This window comes from Micromonospora sp. NPDC048907, assembly GCF_055586885.1.
The window spans coordinates 258,710-277,638 of sequence record NZ_JBVJHI010000005.1 but is presented as its reverse complement, the minus strand read 5'-3'; the positions used below and the strand labels follow the sequence as shown (position 1 = coordinate 277,638).

General features: G+C 69.4%; 16 protein-coding genes. 10 read left to right on the top strand and 6 right to left on the bottom strand.

The genetic code is table 11. The features are described from left to right. Positions 1–107: 107 nt before the first annotated feature. The 4 genes from ACZ6PY_RS19340 to ACZ6PY_RS19325 form a co-directional block, all read right to left on the bottom strand. A complete protein-coding gene (locus ACZ6PY_RS19340) occupies positions 108–551 on the bottom strand; it encodes a GNAT family N-acetyltransferase (protein WP_466073993.1) in 444 nt (147 codons plus the stop codon). A gap of 96 nt (positions 552–647) precedes the next feature. Then, positions 648–1,127 carry a hypothetical protein gene (locus tag ACZ6PY_RS19335; protein WP_466073992.1) on the bottom strand — a complete coding sequence of 160 codons (480 nt, stop codon included), beginning with the start codon at positions 1,125–1,127 and terminating at the stop codon, positions 648–650. A 198-nt stretch (positions 1,128–1,325) separates the two neighbouring features. Continuing rightward, entirely contained in the window at positions 1,326–2,708 is a 1,383-nt protein-coding gene (locus ACZ6PY_RS19330) for an MFS transporter (protein ID WP_466073990.1), read from the bottom strand. A 414-nt stretch (positions 2,709–3,122) separates the two neighbouring features. Beyond that, positions 3,123–7,034: an nSTAND1 domain-containing NTPase gene (locus tag ACZ6PY_RS19325; protein ID WP_466073989.1), complete on the bottom strand. Its 3,912-nt coding sequence runs from the start codon at positions 7,032–7,034 to the stop codon at positions 3,123–3,125. A gap of 243 nt (positions 7,035–7,277) precedes the next feature. Between ACZ6PY_RS19325 and ACZ6PY_RS19320 the strand changes: the two genes are divergently transcribed. From ACZ6PY_RS19320 to ACZ6PY_RS19295, 6 genes are all read left to right on the top strand, one after another. Beyond that, the gene (locus ACZ6PY_RS19320; protein ID WP_466073988.1) at positions 7,278–8,186 is read left to right on the top strand and encodes a hypothetical protein; all 909 of its coding nucleotides are present in this window, start codon (positions 7,278–7,280) and stop codon (positions 8,184–8,186) included. 20 nt (positions 8,187–8,206) lie between these two features. Further along, complete coding sequence (locus tag ACZ6PY_RS19315) at positions 8,207–8,797, top strand: hypothetical protein (RefSeq protein WP_466073987.1); 591 nt, start codon at positions 8,207–8,209, stop codon at positions 8,795–8,797. Positions 8,798–8,971: 174 nt separating this feature from the next. Then, entirely contained in the window at positions 8,972–9,982 is a 1,011-nt protein-coding gene (locus ACZ6PY_RS19310; protein ID WP_466073985.1) for a cysteine peptidase family C39 domain-containing protein, read from the top strand. A 221-nt stretch (positions 9,983–10,203) separates the two neighbouring features. After that, positions 10,204–11,145, top strand: coding sequence for a hypothetical protein (locus tag ACZ6PY_RS19305; RefSeq protein WP_466073984.1), 942 nt, complete (start codon positions 10,204–10,206; stop codon positions 11,143–11,145). Between the two features lie 173 nt (positions 11,146–11,318). Next, on the top strand, positions 11,319–11,789 hold the full coding sequence (locus ACZ6PY_RS19300) for a peptidase inhibitor family I36 protein (RefSeq protein WP_466073982.1): 471 nt from the start codon (positions 11,319–11,321) through the stop codon (positions 11,787–11,789). Further along, a complete protein-coding gene (locus ACZ6PY_RS19295; protein WP_466073981.1) occupies positions 11,789–13,345 on the top strand; it encodes a chymotrypsin family serine protease in 1,557 nt (518 codons plus the stop codon). The genes ACZ6PY_RS19300 and ACZ6PY_RS19295 overlap by 1 nt, the downstream gene beginning before the upstream one ends. 529 nt (positions 13,346–13,874) lie before the next feature. Here ACZ6PY_RS19295 and ACZ6PY_RS19290 read toward each other — a convergent pair. Both ACZ6PY_RS19290 and ACZ6PY_RS19285 read right to left on the bottom strand, forming a co-directional pair. Then, positions 13,875–14,522: an alpha/beta fold hydrolase gene (locus ACZ6PY_RS19290; RefSeq protein ID WP_466074681.1), complete on the bottom strand. Its 648-nt coding sequence runs from the start codon at positions 14,520–14,522 to the stop codon at positions 13,875–13,877. Beyond that, positions 14,428–15,714, bottom strand: coding sequence for a YbfB/YjiJ family MFS transporter (locus ACZ6PY_RS19285; RefSeq protein ID WP_466073979.1), 1,287 nt, complete (start codon positions 15,712–15,714; stop codon positions 14,428–14,430). Before ACZ6PY_RS19285 ends, ACZ6PY_RS19290 begins: the two co-directional genes overlap by 95 nt. Positions 15,715–15,796: 82 nt before the next feature. On the opposite strand from ACZ6PY_RS19285, the gene ACZ6PY_RS19280 reads away from it, so the two are divergent. From ACZ6PY_RS19280 to ACZ6PY_RS19265, 4 genes are all read left to right on the top strand, one after another. Further along, complete coding sequence (locus ACZ6PY_RS19280; protein WP_466073977.1) at positions 15,797–16,390, top strand: TetR/AcrR family transcriptional regulator; 594 nt, start codon at positions 15,797–15,799, stop codon at positions 16,388–16,390. A 106-nt stretch (positions 16,391–16,496) separates the two neighbouring features. Beyond that, a complete protein-coding gene (locus tag ACZ6PY_RS19275; RefSeq protein WP_466073975.1) occupies positions 16,497–17,015 on the top strand; it encodes a hypothetical protein in 519 nt (172 codons plus the stop codon). Between the two features lie 279 nt (positions 17,016–17,294). Next, entirely contained in the window at positions 17,295–18,185 is an 891-nt protein-coding gene (locus ACZ6PY_RS19270) for an AraC family transcriptional regulator (RefSeq protein WP_466073973.1), read from the top strand. 63 nt (positions 18,186–18,248) lie between these two features. Then, positions 18,249–18,830 carry a dihydrofolate reductase family protein gene (locus ACZ6PY_RS19265; protein WP_466073971.1) on the top strand — a complete coding sequence of 194 codons (582 nt, stop codon included), beginning with the start codon at positions 18,249–18,251 and terminating at the stop codon, positions 18,828–18,830. Positions 18,831–18,929: the final 99 nt, after the last annotated feature.

Here is an 18,929-nt window from a genome sequence, read left to right as displayed (position 1 = left end):
GACGCTGTACGTAGAGGCGCGTCACCGTCCGGGCGGACTGAGCCGGCAACGTCCAGCCCGGGCAAGCATCGCCTCGGCGGTGCTGACCGTCATGATGCAGTGCGTAATCAGGCAAGCCGCAAGTCCACGAACGCGACCGTGTGCCCCGGCAGGACGTAGCGCTCAATCTCCACGAAGCCGTGACGACGCGCGAAACGTACGCCGTCCTCGTTGGATGCCAGCACGACGGTCTCGATGACCTGCGCACCGAGCTGCCGTGCGATTGCCAGCCCGCGCTGGTAGATCTGCTCGCCCAGCCCTCGGCGTCGATATTCGGGCAGCACGCGGGCGATCACTGTCGCGGTCGCCGTGTCACCGGTCGGCGGTCGTACCGTGGAGCAGCCGACGGCCACCTCGTCGAGGTAGGCGACTTCCAGGTGGTTGCGTGCCGCCCGCGCCTGGACGGCGGCGACCGACAGCGGATCCGTGTGGATGATCCGGTTGTGGATGTGCTGCCAGTCAAGCAGGGCCGGCTCCGCGCCGACCGACTGGACCTGTTCGAAGCGGGTCATCCCGGGGCTCCGCTGCGGTAGCCGAGGACCGTCGCACCGTACAAGTGCGGCGGCGATATCACGTCACCCGTGCGTCGAGGACCCCGAGGACGAGCCCTACGCCACGATCGGGTTGTCATTCCGGTCAAGCTGGGTCCAGTGGTAACTGCCGCGGCCCGCACCGTTGACGGTACTCGCGCGGTTCCACAACCTGATCGCCTCGCCGACCTGCTTCCCATCGTCGGAGCCGCCGTCGGGAAGCAGGTGCGGTTCGAACACCGGCGTGATCCACTCCGGGTTGCGGCAGCAGGCGTTGAGGCTCTTCTGCAGGATCTTCGCGGCCGCGTCGTCACGCCCGGTGTCGGCCGGTGCAGACTGCCGGCGCCGGCGGGTTCCGGCCCCGGGACAAGCGCGGTGACCGGTAGACCTGCCTCGACCTCCACCGAACATGCTCCGGTCGCCGGCGGATTGCCCCGTGGCGCCACGGCGGCGGTCGCGCCCACCGTCGTCGCCGTTACCGAAGAGCATCGCCGTAGCTCGTTTCAAGGCGGCCAGCGTGGCGGCCGTGACTACCGGCAGGCACAGGCGACCAGTCATCGACGCATCCCCCTCTCTGCGTTGCGGTCGGCTGTGCCTACCGTGCACTGCCGCCGCCTTGACCGACAGGTCCGCGGTTCCCGGACAAACAACGCCGGACAACACGGCTGGGCAGCGCCACCTGGCACGTCAACTTCTCTGAGCTGCGATACAGGGCGTGGGACACCCCATGCCCCGCACGGACATGACACAGGGGCCTCAAAGCAGTCTGGGCTCGTCGGACGGCAAGGCGGCGGGCGGTCGAAGGCCAGCCCAGACGAGCACGATGCTGACCCAGGTGACGATCACATTCACTGTCAGTGCCAGATGAATACCGCCGAGTTCTGAGGGTCGGGTGGCGGCGATCGCGCCCAGGACGGGGATGCCGACCGTGATGGCGATCTGCTGGGTCATCGAGGTGAAGCCGGTGGCCAGTCCCTGCTCGCCGTCCGGCAGCCCCGCGGTGCCGGTAACCGTGTAGGCAACGATGGACGTCACGTGCCCGAAGAAGCTGATCAACAAAGCGGGTACCAGGACCATCAGGCTCACGCGGGTGAAGCCCGTGAAGATCAGCGGTACTGTGGCGAGACTCTGCGTGGCCATGCCGGCGACCAGCACGGTGCGGTAGTCGTAGCGGCCGATCAGGCGACTGGCCGTGGGGCCCGCGAGCACCGCTGCCAGGCCCGGCACGCCGAAGACCAGGCCGGTCACGAACGGGCTGAGGCTGAGGATCTTCTGGAGGTACAGCGTCATCAGGAAGATCATCGCCGTCTCCATGCTGAACACGACGAGCCCGGCGTAGTTGCCCCACCTGACGGTCGGGCGCTTGAGGATGCGGACCGGAACGAGCGGCGCCGCCGTACGCAGCTCGACGAGCCAGAACGCGGTCAGGAGCGCGATCCCGATCAGGCTCGCGAGGATGCTCCGCTCCACGATGGCGTAGACGACGGCCAGCAGGCCACCGGTCACGGTGACCGCACCCGGCACGTCCAGCTCGGGACGGTCGGGCACCGTGCTCTCGGCGATCACGCGCGGCGTGAGGGAGACGATGATCACGGCCACGGGTACGTTGATGAAGAAGGCCGCACGCCAGCCCGACAGACCGACCAGGGTGCCTCCGAGAAGCGCGCCGACGGTGAAGCCGCCGGACAGCAGCGCACCGTTGAGGCCCAGGACACGGTCACGGGCCGCGCCCTCCTTGAACGTCGTGGTGAGCAGGGACAGCGCCGCCGGGATGGACATGGCGGTGGACAGGCCCTGGAGTGCACGAGCGGTAAGCAGTGCCTCCGGACTGGTGGCGAGACCACCGAGTAGGGAGGCGCCGGCGAGCAGGAGCATTCCGGCGAGGAAAAGCCGGCGGCGACCGAGGAGATCGGCCATACGTCCGAACAGGAGCGTGAAGCCGGCCGCGGGCAGGGCGTAGGCGGAGGCGATCCAGGGCAGTGCCGACCGGCTCAGGCCAACCCCCTCGCCGACCTCCGGCAGTGCGACGTTCAGGATGGAGAAGTCGACGGACAGCATGAATCCGGCGCCGAGCAGGATCATCAGGATCGTGCGCTGTCGCCTGGTGAATCGGGGCGGCGAGATGGTGTCGCTGGTCACGGAAGGGTCCTTTCACAGGTTCCTGTTGGGTGCCGTCGGCACGTCGTGGGACTGACGCGCACGGGCCGACGACGCATCCCAGGTACGTCGTCGTGGATTCGTGGTGACGGTCCGCTCGCGGTCGCCTGGCCTGACGGCAGCCCGGCAACATGGCGCTGGCGGCCGCCGACGTCGGGCACCGACGGGTTGCACCGGCGGCCCGCATCGCCGACGCGAAGCCGCTCCTGCAAGGTCAGCTCTTGCGCAACCAATCGTTGCATGAGTGCCGTCGAGATGCAACCGCTGGTTGCATCTCAGGCTGAGCTGGTTCTGTGGAAGAGCAGACCCGCCACACCAGACCCGTCGTCCATCGAGGACCCCGCCGGCGATGATCGTCGGCTGTGGCGTTCTGAAAGACGGTCCGGGGACGTGGACTCACCCAGCTGACCGCGCCCGGTCACCTCTCGCAGGTGAGCCGCAGGTCGGGCGGTACGGAGCGGACAGGAGGTGAGTGACCCATTCCTGCCGGGCGAGGGACCGGCCGGCGCAGATCTGCGCCTCGGCCGCGGTGCGGTCGAGCGACCAGCTGATGATCCGGCCGTCCTCGGCGCCGGAGACGAGGGCTCCGGTCGAGGTGAAGCCCAGCCCGCGGATCCGGCCGGTGTGGCCGGTGAGCGTGGCGATGTGCTGTCGGGTCGCGGTGTCCCACAGCCTGATCGTGTGGTCGTCGCCGGCGGTGGCGAGCCGGCGGCCATCCCGGCTGAAGGCGAGGACCTGCACCGGAGCGGTGTGGCCGGGCAGGACCGCGATCTCCTGGCCGGTCGAGGCGTCCCAGAGCTTGATGGTCCGGCTGTCACCGGCCGTGGCGAGCAGGCGCCCGTCGGGGCTGACGGCGATGTCCTGGATGGCTTTCTGCCCGGTGTTGACCCGGCTGAGCAGCTTGCCGGTGGCGGTGTCCCAGGTGTTGAGGTAGCCGCCGACGCTCGCGCCGAGGAGGCGACGGCCGTCAGGGCTGAAGGCCAGCGAGGTGACGATGCGGGCATCGAACGTCCCCCTGATGCCGATGGGGTGGCCGACGCTGCGCACGTCCCAGAGAGTCGGGTTCATGGTGGCCGCGGCGAGCACCCCTCCCCGCGGGTCGAAGGCGATGTCGGTGGAGGCCCCCATTCCCTCTGCGGACAACTGGGGCGCGGCGTGTCGTCGTGTCCGGGTGTCCCAGATGGTGACCACGTTGTTCCGGGTCACCGTGGCGAGCATGCGCCCGTCGGGGCTGAACGCGACCGCCTGCACCTCGTCCGGATGACCCGCCAGGGTGGCGGTCAACCTCCCATCGGTGTCCCAGAGCCGGACCGCGCCGTCACTGCCGGCCGAGGCGACGGTGGCGCCGTCCGGGCTGACCTTGACGTCCCTTATCTGCGCGATGAAGCCGCCGAACGGGACGGCGTGGAGGTCGTGGAGCACGATGGCGCCGTTGAAGCCGGCGGAGGCCAGCAGCGTGGCGTCTCGGCTGAGTGCGACCGAGGCGGTCTCCGTGCGGCCGCGGTCCTGAAAGGTCTGCAACGGTTGGTGTCGTTTGAGGTCCCAGATAATGATCGCGCCGTTCTCGTCAGCGACGGCCAGGGTGTTACGGGCCGGTGCCGAGATCGTCCACGCGTAGCCCTCCGACGGGATCGCGCCCAGCTGAACGGGGTGGTGGCCGCCGACCTCCCACAGGTGGACACCCCGGTCGTCAGCACTGGCGGCGAGGACGTGCCCGGAGTCGCCGAACGCCACCTGGGAGACATGCTCGGCGGGCAGTTCGACGAAGGTGCGCGCGGCCACGTCCCACACCCTGGGCCGGTCGTGGCCGTCGGCGGAGGCGAGCAGCGTGCCGTCGGAGGCGAAGCTCAGTGACCTGGGGGAGCTGCGTACGGGCAGCAGCGTACGGGCTCCGGTGCGCAGGTCGTAAAGGGCGATCCCGGCGGATGACTTCGCGGTCCCTCCCACGCCTGCTGGACCGGGTGTGCTGGAGAGGCCGACGGCGAGCATGGTCCCGTCCGGGCTGAGGGACATGCCGTCGGACATGTTGTCCCCCGCCAGCCGGATGAGCGGCTGCCACGTCCTGGTGTCCCAGACGATGATGGACCCCTTCTCGCCGTTGAGACCGATGGACGCGAGGCGGGACCCGTCGGCGCTGAAGGCGAGCGCCGCGGCTCGGCCGGTGTGGCCGGTCAGGGTCGCGACCGGTGTGCCGCGCGCGGTGTCCCACAGCATGACCGATCCGTTGCCGGCCGCAGCCGCGAGCAGGGAATGATCCGGGCTGAACGCGACGGCGGAGATCGGGGGACCACCGGCGTTCAGTTCCCTGCGCCGGGGTGCCGCGGCAGCGCTGAGTACGCCTCCGACTGTCTCCGGGTCGGCGTGCAGGTGTACTGCCTCGACGGCCAGCAGCCCGGCCAGTTCGGGATCGGTGGCCACGAGTGACCGGGCCCGCAGCGACAGCTCGTTGGCCAGCGCGACGCGCCTCTGCCGGAGGGCGTCCTGGCGGTGCCGGACGGCGACGGCGGCGCCCGTCACCGCCAGCACCAGCAGGACGGACATGGCCGCCACGAGGCGTTTGAGAAGGCGTGCCCGGTTCCGGGCCGCGGCCCCCTCCGCCTCGGTCAGCGCCGTGCTCGCGCGGAGGAAGGCGCGCTCCAGGTCGTTGAGGTCGACGCGGCGCTCCTCGGCCAAGCTCCGGACGGTGGCGAGCTGCGTGCCGCGATACAGCGCTCCGGGATCGCGGTCCAGCGCTGCCCAGGTCTGCGCCGCCTCGGTCAGCCGGCGGTGGACGGACAGATCGGCGCGGCCGTCGGTGAGCCAGCGGTGCAGTCGTGGCCAGGCCCTGATCAACGCCTCGTGGGCGACCTCCACCGCGCCGTCGCTCACCACCACCAATCGGGCCTCGACCAGGTCGTGGAGGACAGTGGTCGTGACGATGTCCTCCGCCACACCGTCGAGTTCCGTCCGCGCGATGCGCCGTCGGGTGTCCTCCGTGCCGTCGCCGAGGGCGGCCAGGCGCAGGAAGATCCGCCGGGCAGCCTGCTGTTCCGCCGCGCCGAAACCTCCGTAGACGCGCTCGGCGGTCTGTGCGATCGCTCCACGGACACCACCACTGGCCTGGTAGGCGGACAAGGTGAGGCTCGCTCCAGCCCTTCGCCGCTGCCAGGTCTCGAGCAGTGCGTGTGACACCAGCGGCAGTGCACCCGGTTCGTCGGTCGCATCGGCAAGCACCGTGGTGAGCAGCTGAGGTTCCACGCTCAGCCCGGCCTTCGCCGCCGGCAGCGTGATGATTTCCCGCAGATCGGCCCCCGTCATGGGACCGACCAGCAGGTGCGCCTCGTCGCTCAACGCCTCGAGAAGCTGCGGGTGCTGCCCCAGGTGCCCGAGGAAATCGGAGCGGATACCCAGCACCACCGTGATCCGACCATCCCGGCCCTGTGCCGAGTCGAGCAGCGCGTCGAGGAACCGCCGGCGCTCAACCCGGTCCTCGCACAGGGTGAACAGCTCTTCGAACTGGTCCACCACCACCAGCGCCCGGGCATCCGGCGCGTCGGGTGCCAGCGCACCGCGCACCACGACATCCAGGGCGGACGGGTCCTCCAGCAGGTCGTCGTACATCTGTGGCGGACAGGCGCCGGACCACTTGGCCACCTCGTCGGACAATGCCTCGAGTGGACGATCGGTGGGCGTCATCAGCATCGTCCGCCATCGGTGTGCCAGCCGTTCGTCAGCGGCGATCGCCCCCAGCAACCCCGCACGCAGGAGCGAGGACTTGCCGCTGCCGGAGGCTCCGATCACACCGACGAGCGGCAGCCGCTCGACCCGGGTGAGCAGTCGGTCGACCAGCGCCGACCGGCCGAAGAACCAGTCGGCCTCCTCGGGTTGGTACGGCATCAGGCCCCGGTATGGACCGTGCCCGTCGATGCCCGACGTCTCCGACGGCTGCGGACCGGCGGCCGCGACCGCCGCGGCGACCGCCGACCATCGAATCCGCCATTCGGTGAGATCACCGCCGCAGGCCGCGACGTAGGCCAGCGTCACCTCCTCGGAGGGAAGCCGACCGCCCTTCGCGGCCTCCGCCAGAGTGCTGACCGAGTAGTGCGCACGACGGGCCATGGCCCGGTAGCTCGGGCTGCCGGCAGCCTCCCGCAACTGGCGTAGCTGCCACGCGAGTCGTTGGGTGGGACCTGCCTCGGGATCAACCGGCTTTTCCGGACGGCCCACGGCTGCACCCCCATAGAACGGCTGGCCCGACCCGGACGGCTCCATGCGGCCGCAGGTCACCTCGATCAGGCAAGTATCAGGAACCTCGCGCGTCGGCTCCATACCGAAAACGGGCCCTCGGCGGACCAGTTGTACGGCGTTGATTGTCCGGCGCCCGACGGTCTTCCAGACAACGCCTGCGCCCTCGAGCGTTGGCGGCGAACACGGGACGCATCCTCGCCCCGCGTACTGCGAAGGGACTCATGCGTGAAGAGTTGGCATCGACTCAGATGGACGGTCGCCGCTGCCTTGTCGGCGCTGGTCACGGCCGGCTGGATCACCCTGCCGGCGGGCCCTGCTGCGGCCGTGTCCGCGCCCTACGAGGGCCTGAGCTACTACATCCAGACCAACAGTCCAGCCAAGCTGTACGAGCTCGGCTGCCAGATGGGTGACCTCGACTACTCGCGGGCGGGTACGCAGCACACCCTGGTGGTGCTCCAGTTCGGCGGGCCGACCCTCGTCAACGGCGTCCAGGGCGCGACGCTGTACGCCGGGCCGAACAGCACGACCAGTCAGATCCTCGCCGCGGTCAAGGAGTACGCGCACGGCTACTACTACTGCGCCGGCAGCGACACGTCGTCGGTCGTCGAGGTCGGGATCGGCACGAACAACAACACCGGAACCAGCTACGTGACCAACGCGTCCGGCAAGGCGTGGGCGCAGATGGTCTCGTCCTTCGGCACGTGGCTCGGCACGGTGCCCTACGGCAACCAGGTGCTCGCCGCGGGTGCCAACGACATCGAGCCCGGGTTCGGCGCCCCCGCCAACGCCCGCGCCTGGGTCGACGGGTACGCATCCGCGTACACCCGCAGGCTGCTCAACAACGGCTCGGCGGACGGTTGCCCGTCCGGTCACCTACCCGGCTCGACCGAATGCGGCGGGTCGGACCACCCGGAGTGGGGTCCCGAGGACATTTACCACGTCTCGTGGGGCAGTGCGCCGAGCTATCCGCTGCCGCAGATCTACCTGACCAACGGCGTGCAGGCCCAGCAGTGGTACTGGCTGTCGCGCTACGCGGTCAGCTCGCACGGTTCCAAGATGCTGTTCGCCGGATCCGCCACACAGCGCCGCGACTGCGCCGACGAGGCCTGTCCCGGCACCAACAACGTTCCCTCCGCCGGCTACACCCAGCTCTACAACGCGCTCGCCCAGAACTCCGCGACCGCCATGACGCCACCCGGCGCAACGGACTTCTCCGGCTACTACACCCCTTGATGAACGAAGGAGCAGACGACATGGGTCGAGTACGCAACAGCATCCCTTCATCCGCTCGCCGGCGCCGGCAGGTCGGGCTCACCGCGGCGGTCATCGCGGTTGTCGGGCCGGGCGCGGCGCTGTCGATGGGGGCGGCCGGCTGGGCCGACCGAGCCCCGTCCGCGGCGGAGCGGAAGGCTCAGGTCATCCATGACCTGGACCAGGCCAACGCCGACCAGCGCGCCCGCGCACCGAAGGCGGCGAAGGGGCCGCGCCCCGCCGTGGTCGGCCGGCTGGCGGCATCTCCGATCGCATGGGACGAGGGTGTCTTCGACACCCACGAGGCGCCCATCCCGTCCGGAACCATCAAGGTCACCAGCATGTGGGGCCAGACCGACGGGGACCTCTACTACAGCGTGTACGCCGGAACCTCGGGCGTCGACCCGGAACAGGGCCTGCTCGTGGTCCGCACGTACGCCGTCACCGGCGAGTTCCGCGGCACCGCCAGCTATCCGGCACCCGCGGGGACAGGTCCGCTCCGGATCGTCGCCGCGACGGGCCATCGCCTGCGGATGACCACCGGTGCCGGAGCGGCCCTCGCCTTCGACGTCGACACCCGTCGGTTCGGCTGAACCGGACACCGTGCCGGCGCACCAACAGTGGCGGGCCTCTCGCGCCACTTCATCAACTGTCAAGGAGATCAGGTGATACAGAGTTCGACCCCGGCCCGGCTGGGAATGGCATTTCTCCTCGTGGCGACGGCCGTCGGGGCGCCGTCCAGCGCCTCCGCCAGCCCGGCGACAACCATGGCGACGATCATGGCGGCGGCGCCGAGCGACACCCGACTCGCCGGAGCCACCGACGCCGACCTGGTGCGGCTGGCCGTCCGCTGCCTGCCCATCGACGGCATGACCTACTGCCTGCACTGGGGCTGGGACCCGCAGGGCCTGGGCTCTCCGGCCTTGCAGCGCCGGGCGACCGGCGCGGCGGACGCGACCAGCCGCGCCGGCAGTACCGGTGACGCGCCGCTGACGGCGGGTCTGCGTGCCTGGGCCGCGAAATCGCGAGCTGAGCGCGACGCGGCCGAACGGGCCGAGCTCGCCGAGGCCCGCGCGGCGGTCGGGAAGGTCGTCTACGTCGACGCCATCGCGAAGGCCAAGCCGTTGCCGGCGGACTTCGCCACCCGGTACCCCCAACTGGCGTCCTGGACTGGACAGGCAGGCTCCCGCGCAGCGGCCGACGTGGGGGCCCTGGCGGAGACGTTTTACCAGACGATCCGCTATGACCGCGCGAAGAAGCAGGAGACCCCCAACTACTGCGGGCCCACTTCGATGCAGGCCTTCGCCTGGAACGATCCCAAGGCGTCGCTCTACAAGTCGCAGACCTACTGGGCCGGCGTCCTACACACCGACACCAATGGCTCGACCTGGGTCAACGACCTGAAGGACGCCATCAACAAGTACACGCACTGGGACGACAGCGACTACGCCGGGACGTACGTGGTCGGTTCCATCTCGACGTGGACGAACGCCGACTGGACCCGGGTCCTTCAGTGGCACCTCGTCACGCGGCGTGCACCGGTGCAGCTGCACCCCAAGCTGAGCCCCAGCGTCTCGTCGTACTACCCGGGCACCACCTCGGGCCACTTCGACGTCGGTGAGGGCTGGTACGTCAACGGCGGCACCGTGAGCATCTTCGAACCCGCCGGCGGGCCGGCGCAGAAGAACATCTACACCTACTTGTTCGCCACCGAGACGATCAACAACATCCGGCTGGCGAATCTGGCCAACACCGACCAGCGCAACATCGCCTACTGACACGGCGTTCGGAGAGGACGGCGATGATCCGGCGACGAGGCGCGGTGACGAGTTGCACGGCGGCCCTGCTCCTCGGACTGCTGGCATCCAGCGGATGCACGGCAGATCGGCCATCGGTCGTCGGGGGGTCACCGCGGGGCAGTGCCCCCGCGGTGACGTCCGCCGCCGGGAGCACCCGAGTCGGTGTCTGGCCCAGCCAGGACTTCAGCGGTGTCTTCGCCGTGAGCGCCCGCTACGTCGTGCGCCCCGATTCCCGGCAGCTGCGGTCGGTAGCGGTGGAACGACGGGCCACGGGGGCCGTCGTCGTCCGCCACCACCTCACCGACGAGCGCTTCCAGACCGATTTTGCGGGCATACACGGCGACAAGGCCGTGCTGGTGGACGAGGACGTCATTTCGCCCGATGCCACCAAGGGCAACGCGCGGGGCTGGATCTATGACCTGGCAACCGGACACGCCACCGCGGTCACCGACGTTCCCGGAGCGCCGCCGCTGTCCAGGTACGGGCCGCAGGCGGCGATGAGCACGGACGGGAAGTACTACTACAGCGCCAGCGTCGACGGCGGTTTCAGCAACTGTGTCGGCGAGATCGACCTGGCGACGATGCGCGGGCGGGTGGTGGACTGCGCCAACAAAGGCGGAAGCATCCTGTACGTCAACAGCGGTGACGCCGGCGCGACCTGGACCCACTTCACGAGCGGGGGCTTCGACGGCTGCCGGGTGGGTCGGGGCATCCGCATGGGCAGGCCCGTCACGATCGCACCGGATGCCTGCGACACCTTCGACACCGCCACACTCGGGACGTGGCAGTTGCGCACCACGCAGACGCCGGGCCAACCGATGCGGCCCGCCCTCCCGCTCGTGGCCACCGATGGGACCGCCCGGATCGACCTCGGCGAGGCCCGAGGGCAGAGCTTGATCGTGTGCGGCGGCTACGCCTACTGGAAACATGACGTCGGAGGGCCGACGCCCGCGCAGGATCTCCTGCGCTGGCGCCCGGGGTGGCCGCCGGAGGTGGTGTTCCGGCAGCCGGAACCACCCTCCGACAGCGCCGAAGCGATGCTGCTGACCCCCAAGGCGTGCACCGACGGCAGCGTCCTGACCGTGGCCGTCACGCGTACCACCGGAGGGCCCTTCACCGCGACGGTGTTCTCCCTGCCCTGACAGCGCAGGTGCAGCGCAGGGGGATCTCCCACCTGATTGTCCGGCGTTGTTTGTTCGGAGTCGGCAGGGCTGTCGACCAATGGGAACGCCGGCGAATGTGGTCGCCGAGAGGATTCACCACTGCTACCAACAGCAGCTCGAATTCTACCAGCAGCAGCTTGGAGGATAGTCAGATGCACAACAGATTACGCCGACGTGCGGATGTTCTGCTCGTCGGCATCCTGGTCGGCGTCGCGGCAATTGTGAACAGCGCATCACCGGCAGCAGCCGTGACCACGCGACTGACAATTGGCGCAGGCTTGGTCAACTGCCCTGCCGGCTACGTCTGCCTCTGGCCGCGTGACAACTTCCAGGGCACCGGATATGCGTTCTACAGCGACGAGACGGATTATCACGCCCTGCCGTCCCCGTTCTACATCATCGACAACTATTCGCTGTCCTTCTACAATCACGCCAACACCTACGACATCCGTTTCTACCGGTACCCGGCGAAGACCGGAGACACGTTCGTGCTCTGCAAGGGTGACTCGATCGCGTCCCTGCCGCCGGTGGCCGACACGGACACGACGCCGGGCGCCTGGTACCGGACGGGCAAGGGTTGGCGCGGCCAGGTCTCGGGTCACGACTTCGGGGCGTGGTGCTGATGAGGACGCTGTTGTCCGCGCGGGCCAAGGGCCGTGGCGCCCGGATCGCTGTGACCGCCACGCTCGTCCTGAGCGTTGCCGCCGCCCTGGCCGGGTATCCGGCACGGGCGGAGCCGGCCCCTACGTCGGCTGGCGCGGCGTCCGGCCGTTCGGCCAACGGTTCGACGGAGCCTCGGCTCTACGAGTCGCTCGAGTATCTGAAGACCACCTACAAGCTCGACGAGGCCGAGGCGCGGCGACGCCTCGAACTCCAGTCCCGCGCCGCGGGGCTGGCGGACCGGGCGCGGGCGGCCGTCGGCGAGGAACTGCTCGACGTGTGGATGGACCAGGGGGGCGGCGGGAAGCTCACGCTACTCACCAGCGAGCCGGAGAAGGCCAGGACGGCACTCGGTGCGAGCGCCGACGCCCAGGTCAGACTGGTGAAGAGCAGATTCACGGCAGCACAGCTCGAAACGGCCCGGCGCGACGTGGCCGCTCGCCTGGCGGGCGTCAAGGGTGTGACGGTGAGTCTGGACCCGCGGACGGAAAGCATCCGGGTGCGGTACCTCACGGGGCCTCGTCGCGCCGACACCGGCAACGTCCGTCGCAGGTCCGGTTCGCAGGCGGCGGGAGGGGTGCCCGTCCAGGTGGACATCCGGCCCAGCCCTCCGGCCGGTGAACAGCGGTCGTGCGACATCATGGCGTGCGACACCCCGATGCGCGGGGGCGTGCGGCTGCACATCAAGCGGGACGCCGGTGATTGGGGCTCCTGCACCTCCGGATTCAACCTCCGCGGCAGCAGCGGCAGCGGCAACGGTTGGGTCTATCTCCTCACGGCCGGACACTGCGCGCTGACGCCGGGCCCTAAACGCCAATGCTTCTACCACAACGGACTTCCCGTGGTCTGGGAAAAGGCCGCCAGCGGGAGCGAAATCGGTTGCCTGACCGGGGAGGGGAACACCAACTACGCCAAGAACCTGATCAATGGACAGCTGATCGACTACGCGATCCTTCCCTACTACACGGAAGGCGCGAACTGGAATGGCTACTGGCTCAACGGCAGGAGCCGGCACAATCTCGTGCAGTCGCAGTGCGTGTCGCCGACCGCCAAGTCGTGCACAAGCGGCACCCACGCGATCAGTGGGCTCTACACGTGGGGGCAGATCCAGACCGGCTGGATTGTCTGCTCAACCGGGACCGGCACACACGAGGTGTACTCGAAGGTTCCGACGGGGTACGTGCCGGGGACCAAGTGCGGGGAGATCAGCAGCAAGACGTGCTCCGACTACTACAACTGCAACCCGAGCGGCTACGGACAGGGTATCGCCGTGAACATCTGCACCAGGGCCGGCGACAGTGGCAGCCCACTCTTCAGTCAACTCGATTCCAAGGCGTACGGCATACTCTCCGGTGGGCCGCCCCGGGACGGGCTGCCCTGCGACTTGTCGAGCTACCTGGAATATTCTGTTTTCTCCCCACTGATGGGTGACGGCACCAGCAACCACCCGGGCATTCTCGACTACGCGTCGCGGGTCACCGGTGTCACGATGAACCTCATCACCACCGCGGGTGGATGAGGCAGGCTCATGAGACCGGTGGCCCACGTCGACGACAGGGCCGAGCGTGCCGGTTAGCGACAGGCGGTGAGGTCTCCGGTGGCTGGCTCCGCACCCCAGCGGAACGTGACGCCGGAGACCTCCGTCCTGCCGTCGGCTGTGCTTGCCACGCAAGGGAACGATCTCACCAGCGATGCGGAGCTGCACCGCTCCCAAGAGCCGAAACTCAGCCCAGCCGGAACCCTGCGCCGCCACCGCTTCCATAACTCTGATCACCCCACCCTGTGACGCCCGCTGCCCTACGGGTAAGCAGGCCATGTTGTCGGCGTTCTCGGTGCGCGCGGTCAGCGCCGCCGCGCATCGGCCGAGCGGGTCAGTGCCGGTGAGCTGCCGGTAGCCCAGCCACCCCTGAATGAAGGTCCGCAGACCCATCCCGGGGTACCTCCTCCTGCACCGAGTCGACCCTTCAGGACCTGAGGGCCAGTCACCGGAATGCCGAGCTTGAGTGGAAATCTCCCCTGCGCGGTGGAAACGGTGGCGGCTGAGCCGCTCAGCTGGTGACGGCCACGTCAAGCAGAATCTTCGCCAACTCCTCCGGCGTGTCGCGCATGAGGTTGTGTCCCCCGGGCAGGGCGTGGGTGGTCCAGCCGGGGCTCGCGCTCAACCTCTGGTAGGTCGCAGTGAATGGGGATTGGTCGGCCCAGCCGGCGGCGTACACGTACTCTCGACGCCTGATGTGCCCCAGTTCGCCGATGAGTCGGAGTGGCTGGAGCAACGAGGCGATCGGGTGGGGCGTCGCCCGGGCGTCGAAGAACGGCAGGGGCCGGGACGCGCAGCCGGTCTCGTCCACGTCCAGGTACCACCTCCGCTCCTGCTCCGACACCAGCGACCAGCAGGAGTCGCCATCGGCCGGTACCACGGCGTCCAGGTAGACCAGGGAGTCGACCCGGTCGGGTGCCCGGTCCGCGGCCCCGGTGATCACCATCCCGCCGTAGCTGTGCCCGACCAGCACGGCGTCCCGCAGATCCTCGACCTCGAGAGCCGCTACCACGTCCTGGATGTGCGTGTCGAGGTTCACCGTGCCCTGCAGCAGGTGACTGCGTTCACTCACACCGCTCAACGTCAGCGGGTGGACGCTGTGCCCGAGGCCGCGCAACCGTCGGGTGAGGTGTTCGAAGCACCATCCGCCGTGGCACATCCCGGGAACGAGTACGAAGTTGGTCATGGTCCATTTCCTTCGGTCGGTCGTGAGTGGTGGGGGTCAGGCGCGTCGGGGCACGGACGAGGGCGATCAGTGCGGCAGCGGTGCCCAGGACGGCGGTCCACGCGAGGGTGGCCGTGGTCGAGGTGCGGTCGGCGATCAGGCCGGCGAGCCATGGACCGGCCGTCTGGCCGGCGGCGAACACCGCGGTGAAGTGGGCGAGTGTGGCGGTCCAGTCGGCGGCCGGCGTGCGGGCCCTGATGAGGGCGGTGACCGCGGCCGGCACGCCCATGAAGGTCGCGCCGTACAGGAGCGCGGAGGCCAGCACGACCGGTGTCGCGGACGACACCAGCATCAGCGCCGCACCGCCGCTCAGAACGGCGAGGAGCGTGGCCAGCGCCCGGTTGCCGGGCCACCGGGCGATCGGGCGAGTCCACACCGCCGGTGCCGCCGCGACAGCTGAGCCCAGCACGGTCCAGGTGAGGACGACCTGCCCGAGGGAGGTGTCGTGGTCGGCCAGGTAGGCGGAGAGGAAGGTGATGTAGGTGATGTAGCCGGCGGCGAACAGCAGGTAGGCTAGAGCGGGCGCCAGCAGTGACCCGAGCCGTGCTCGGCCGTTCACGGGCGCTCCGGCTTCGCCGCGGGCAGCGGTCCAGCTCACCGCGGTAGCCAGTGCGGCAGCGGCGCCCAGGGCCACCCAGGCCAGCCGCCAGTGCTCGCCGAGCAGGGGTACGGCCACGCCGCTGAGCACGATGCCCAGCCCGGCGCCGGCGAAGTACACCGTGATGGGCGTGGCTGACGCGGCGCCGGCCGCGAGGCGGGACGCGAGCACACCGCCTGCGATGAACACCACCGCGCCCGTGGCCCCGGACAGGGTACGGAGGACCACGAGCGCCAGGTAGTCGCCGCTGACCGCGGTGATGGCCAGCGACGCGGCGGTCAGCGCCATGGCAAGGCGGAACGCGGTGGCCGCGCCGAGGCGGCGTACCAGCCACCGGGTCAGCAGCGCGCCGAGCAGATAACCGAAGCCGTTGGCTGCGCTCATGGCGCCTGCGGCTGTCAGCGTCCAGCTCAGGTCGTCTCGCATCGCCGGCAACAGCAGTCCGTAGGCGAAGCGTGCGAAGCCGAGAGCGGACGCGGTGCCCAGGGCGAGCCGCAGGGCCGGCCACAACCGCGCGGTCGACGTCATCAGCCCTCCCGGTGATCGAACTGATCGGTACGAACTCGGGAGATGCTAGCAGTAGAAGGAACCGCTCGGTACCATCTATCCCGTGCCAGTTCCCAAGGGATCAACGATCGACCCGGAGCGCACCCGCTCGGGCATCATCGACGCGGCGTCCCCGCTGCTGTACGAGCGGGGCCTCGACGGCATCGGCGTCGCCGAACTGTGCTCCCGCATCGGCGTGTCCAAGGAGACTCTCTACCGGCACTTCGGGACCAAGGACGGCCTGATCCGAGCGGTGCTGGAGGCGCGCAGCGACCGGGTGACGTCCTGGATCGCCGCGGCTGCGGCCACCGCCGGGGACGATCCCCGCGACCAGCTCGCCGCCGTGTTCGACGAGCTTCAGCGGTGGTACGAGGAGCCGACGTTCCGTGGCTGCGCCATGCACAACGCCGCAGCCCAACACCCGGCCCAGCCCGTCATGGACATCACCGCGCGCCACCTGGACCGCCGCCTCGACCTCCTGACCGCCATCGCCCGGCGCGCCGGCGCAGCCGACCCGGACACGCTAGGGCGACAATTGCTCCTCCTGGTCGAGGGGGCCACCCTGGTCGCCGCGCACCACGACGGGACCAGCGCCGCCAGGCACGCCAAGCGGGCCGCCCTCGCCCTGCTGGCCGCCGCAACGCCTGGCGGCGCCTGACTCCTGCCGCACGTCACCCGGTTCGGTGCGCCTCGGGCACGGCACTAGAGCGGCCGCCATGCAGGCAGGACCGCAGTCAAGCCGAGACTGCGGAATCACCGCGCTGGTGGAGGGATTCTTCGCGGCGAGCTGGTTCGGGTGGGGGCACGCGGACCCGCCGGCCTGGCTGACGCCGTGGCTGACCGTCGGTAGCGTCGCGGCGCTGCTCGTCGCAGCAGTGGGCGCGGTGGTCGGCTTCACCAGCCCGGCCTCGACCGCCGCGATCAACAGCCATGCCGCCGGCCGGCGCTACGGGATCATCGTGGGCATCGAGTTCACGCTGGCCGGCCTCGGCGCAGCGCTCCTGGGCGCGCTCGGCCTGCCGGCGTACATCCCGGTATGGATCTGCGCCGTGGTCGGGGTACATTTCCTGCCGCTGACGGCAGTGCTGCGGGATCGTAACCTCGTCGCGCTCGGCGTTCTGCTCACCGGGACAGCGGTCGCGGCCCTGATCGTCGGCGTCACCACCGCGGTCGCGCCGGGCACTGTCACCGGAGTCGGCGCCGGACTGTTCCTGTCGGTGTTCGGGGCCATCGCGCTCGTCGGGGCGCTGCATCAGCCGCGCCCCGGTCCGCAGCCGGTCTGACCCGGATACGCGGTGGTCTTAGCCGCCGCGCACAGAGCCTCGCCGCGCTTGGTCGAGGCATGGGCCTCCCGGTTCGCCGTCGTGGGGCCGACAGTGCGTCAGGTACGAGGACCAAGCCATCCGCGGGACGGGAACGCCCGATGGGTCAGGCCGGAAACACCAACTTGTTGAATTGGCAGCGGAGGTCAGGGTCTGCAGGCATGATGGCTCTTCACAACGTGGGGTGTAGTTGGGGACCGAAATGCGCCGGGGCGCCCGTCAGGGATCGGCGCCGGCTCGATGCTGGCGGCGGCGCGTGATGCCGGATGGGCCGTCGGCGACAATGCCGGCGTGGAGTATGTGTCCAGGGTGCCCGGTACGCCGCTGGACGGGCTGATCGACGACCTCTACTACCTGGAGGGCGTCCCGCCGTACTCCCGGTTGATGCTGCCGGCGGCGCCCGCGCCATTGCTCATCGTCAACCTCGGGGCGCCGTTTCTCATCCGCGCAGGCACCGACGTAGACGCCGTGGAGTACGCCGACGGCTGCGCGGTTACCACGCCCACGCGTGCGTGGGAGTTCAGCTACCCAACCCCGACCCGGTCCGTGGGCGTCCACTTCAGGCCGTGGGGCCTGGCACCGTTCCTTCCGATGCCCGCGGCCGAGTTGTGCGACCGACCTGCGACGGTGGAGCAGATCTGGGGCCAGCCCGCTACCACTGAATTGCGACACCGACTGACCGTGGCGGACGCACCGCACGAAATGCTGATGTTGCTCGAGGAGGAACTGGTGCGACGGCTGCGGGTGATCGACGGTCTTGACCTGGTCCGCCAAATGAGCAGCGCCGTCGCGGCGACAGGCGGGACAGTGCCGATCAGCGACATCGGTGTGGCGGCCCGCGCCAGCAGCACGTACTTGGCGAAGCGGTTCAAGGCCGTAGTCGGTGTCACGCCAAAACGGCTGGCTCGCAGCTACCGCTTCAGCTCCACCGTGTTGGCGCTCGACGTCGCTGCACCGATCGACTGGGGAAACGTTGCCGCTGGCGCGGGCTACTTCGACCAGGCCCACTTCGTGCGCGAGTTCCGGGAGTTCACCGGGCTCACGCCGACCCGGTACGCCGAAGTCCGGCGGCGATTCCTGCGCGATCATCCCGACCACGTCCTGGACGGCTGGCCGCTCCCAGCCGATTGATTTCGTACAAGAGCGACAGCTCACGCCGCACAAGACTTGGGACTCCAAACAGAGGAGGAACCCATGGGGAAAGTGGTCATGAACGCGTCGGTTTCGGTGGATGGGTTCATCGCGGCTGAGAACGACGATCCCGGTCCGATCTTCGAGTGGCTGGTCAGCGGCGACGTGCCGTTGGACGACAGTGGCGTTCTGAAGGTGTCGCAGGCTTCGTTCGACTACGTCCGGCCGTACTGGAACGAGGTCGGGGTGACCATTGCCGGCCGTCACGCCTTCGACATCACCGACGGCTGGGATGGGACGCCTCCGAGTGGGATCGACCATGTGGTAGTGGTGAGTCACCGTGGTGCGCCCGAAGGCTGGGACCTTCAGGCGCCGTTCCACTTTGTCGACGGCATCGAGGCGGCCGTGGCCAAGGCGCGGGAGCTGGCGGGTGACCGCACTGTCGAGTTCGCTGCTGGCGATGTCGGCGGCCAGGCGCTCGCGGCAGGCTGGGTCGACGAGGTACGCATGGACGTCGCACCCGTCGTGCTCGGGTCCGGCAAGCGTTACTTCGGCTCCGTCGACGCGCAACACCTGCTGGAAGGCCCAGACGTAGTCATTCAGGGCAACCGGGTGCTTCACCTGCGCTATCGGGTGCGCCGTTGACCGATCTGAGTGGGTTCGCGAAGAAGGCCGCTGCGACGGTGACACGAGATCGGGCGTCCGGCTGCGTTTGTGCATCGCTGTCCCGGGACGGAAGTCGTG

Excerpts from the sequence above, each read along its gene's own strand:
- ACZ6PY_RS19335 (WP_466073992.1), bottom strand. The coding sequence starts at position 1,127 with ATGACTGGTCGCCTGTGCCTGCCGGTAGTCACGGCCGCCACGCTGGCC.
- ACZ6PY_RS19315 (WP_466073987.1), top strand. The coding sequence starts at position 8,207 with ATGGGTCGAGTACGCAACAGCATCCCTTCATCCGCTCGCCGGCGCCGG.
- ACZ6PY_RS19300 (WP_466073982.1), top strand. The coding sequence starts at position 11,319 with ATGCACAACAGATTACGCCGACGTGCGGATGTTCTGCTCGTCGGCATC.
- ACZ6PY_RS19340 (WP_466073993.1), bottom strand. The coding sequence starts at position 551 with ATGACCCGCTTCGAACAGGTCCAGTCGGTCGGCGCGGAGCCGGCCCTG.
- ACZ6PY_RS19310 (WP_466073985.1), top strand. The coding sequence starts at position 8,972 with ATGGCGACGATCATGGCGGCGGCGCCGAGCGACACCCGACTCGCCGGA.
- ACZ6PY_RS19270 (WP_466073973.1), top strand. The coding sequence starts at position 17,295 with ATGCTGGCGGCGGCGCGTGATGCCGGATGGGCCGTCGGCGACAATGCC.
- ACZ6PY_RS19295 (WP_466073981.1), top strand. The coding sequence starts at position 11,789 with ATGAGGACGCTGTTGTCCGCGCGGGCCAAGGGCCGTGGCGCCCGGATC.
- ACZ6PY_RS19325 (WP_466073989.1), bottom strand. The coding sequence starts at position 7,034 with ATGGAGCCGACGCGCGAGGTTCCTGATACTTGCCTGATCGAGGTGACC.
- ACZ6PY_RS19265 (WP_466073971.1), top strand. The coding sequence starts at position 18,249 with ATGGGGAAAGTGGTCATGAACGCGTCGGTTTCGGTGGATGGGTTCATC.
- ACZ6PY_RS19290 (WP_466074681.1), bottom strand. The coding sequence starts at position 14,522 with ATGTGCCACGGCGGATGGTGCTTCGAACACCTCACCCGACGGTTGCGC.
- ACZ6PY_RS19285 (WP_466073979.1), bottom strand. The coding sequence starts at position 15,714 with ATGACGTCGACCGCGCGGTTGTGGCCGGCCCTGCGGCTCGCCCTGGGC.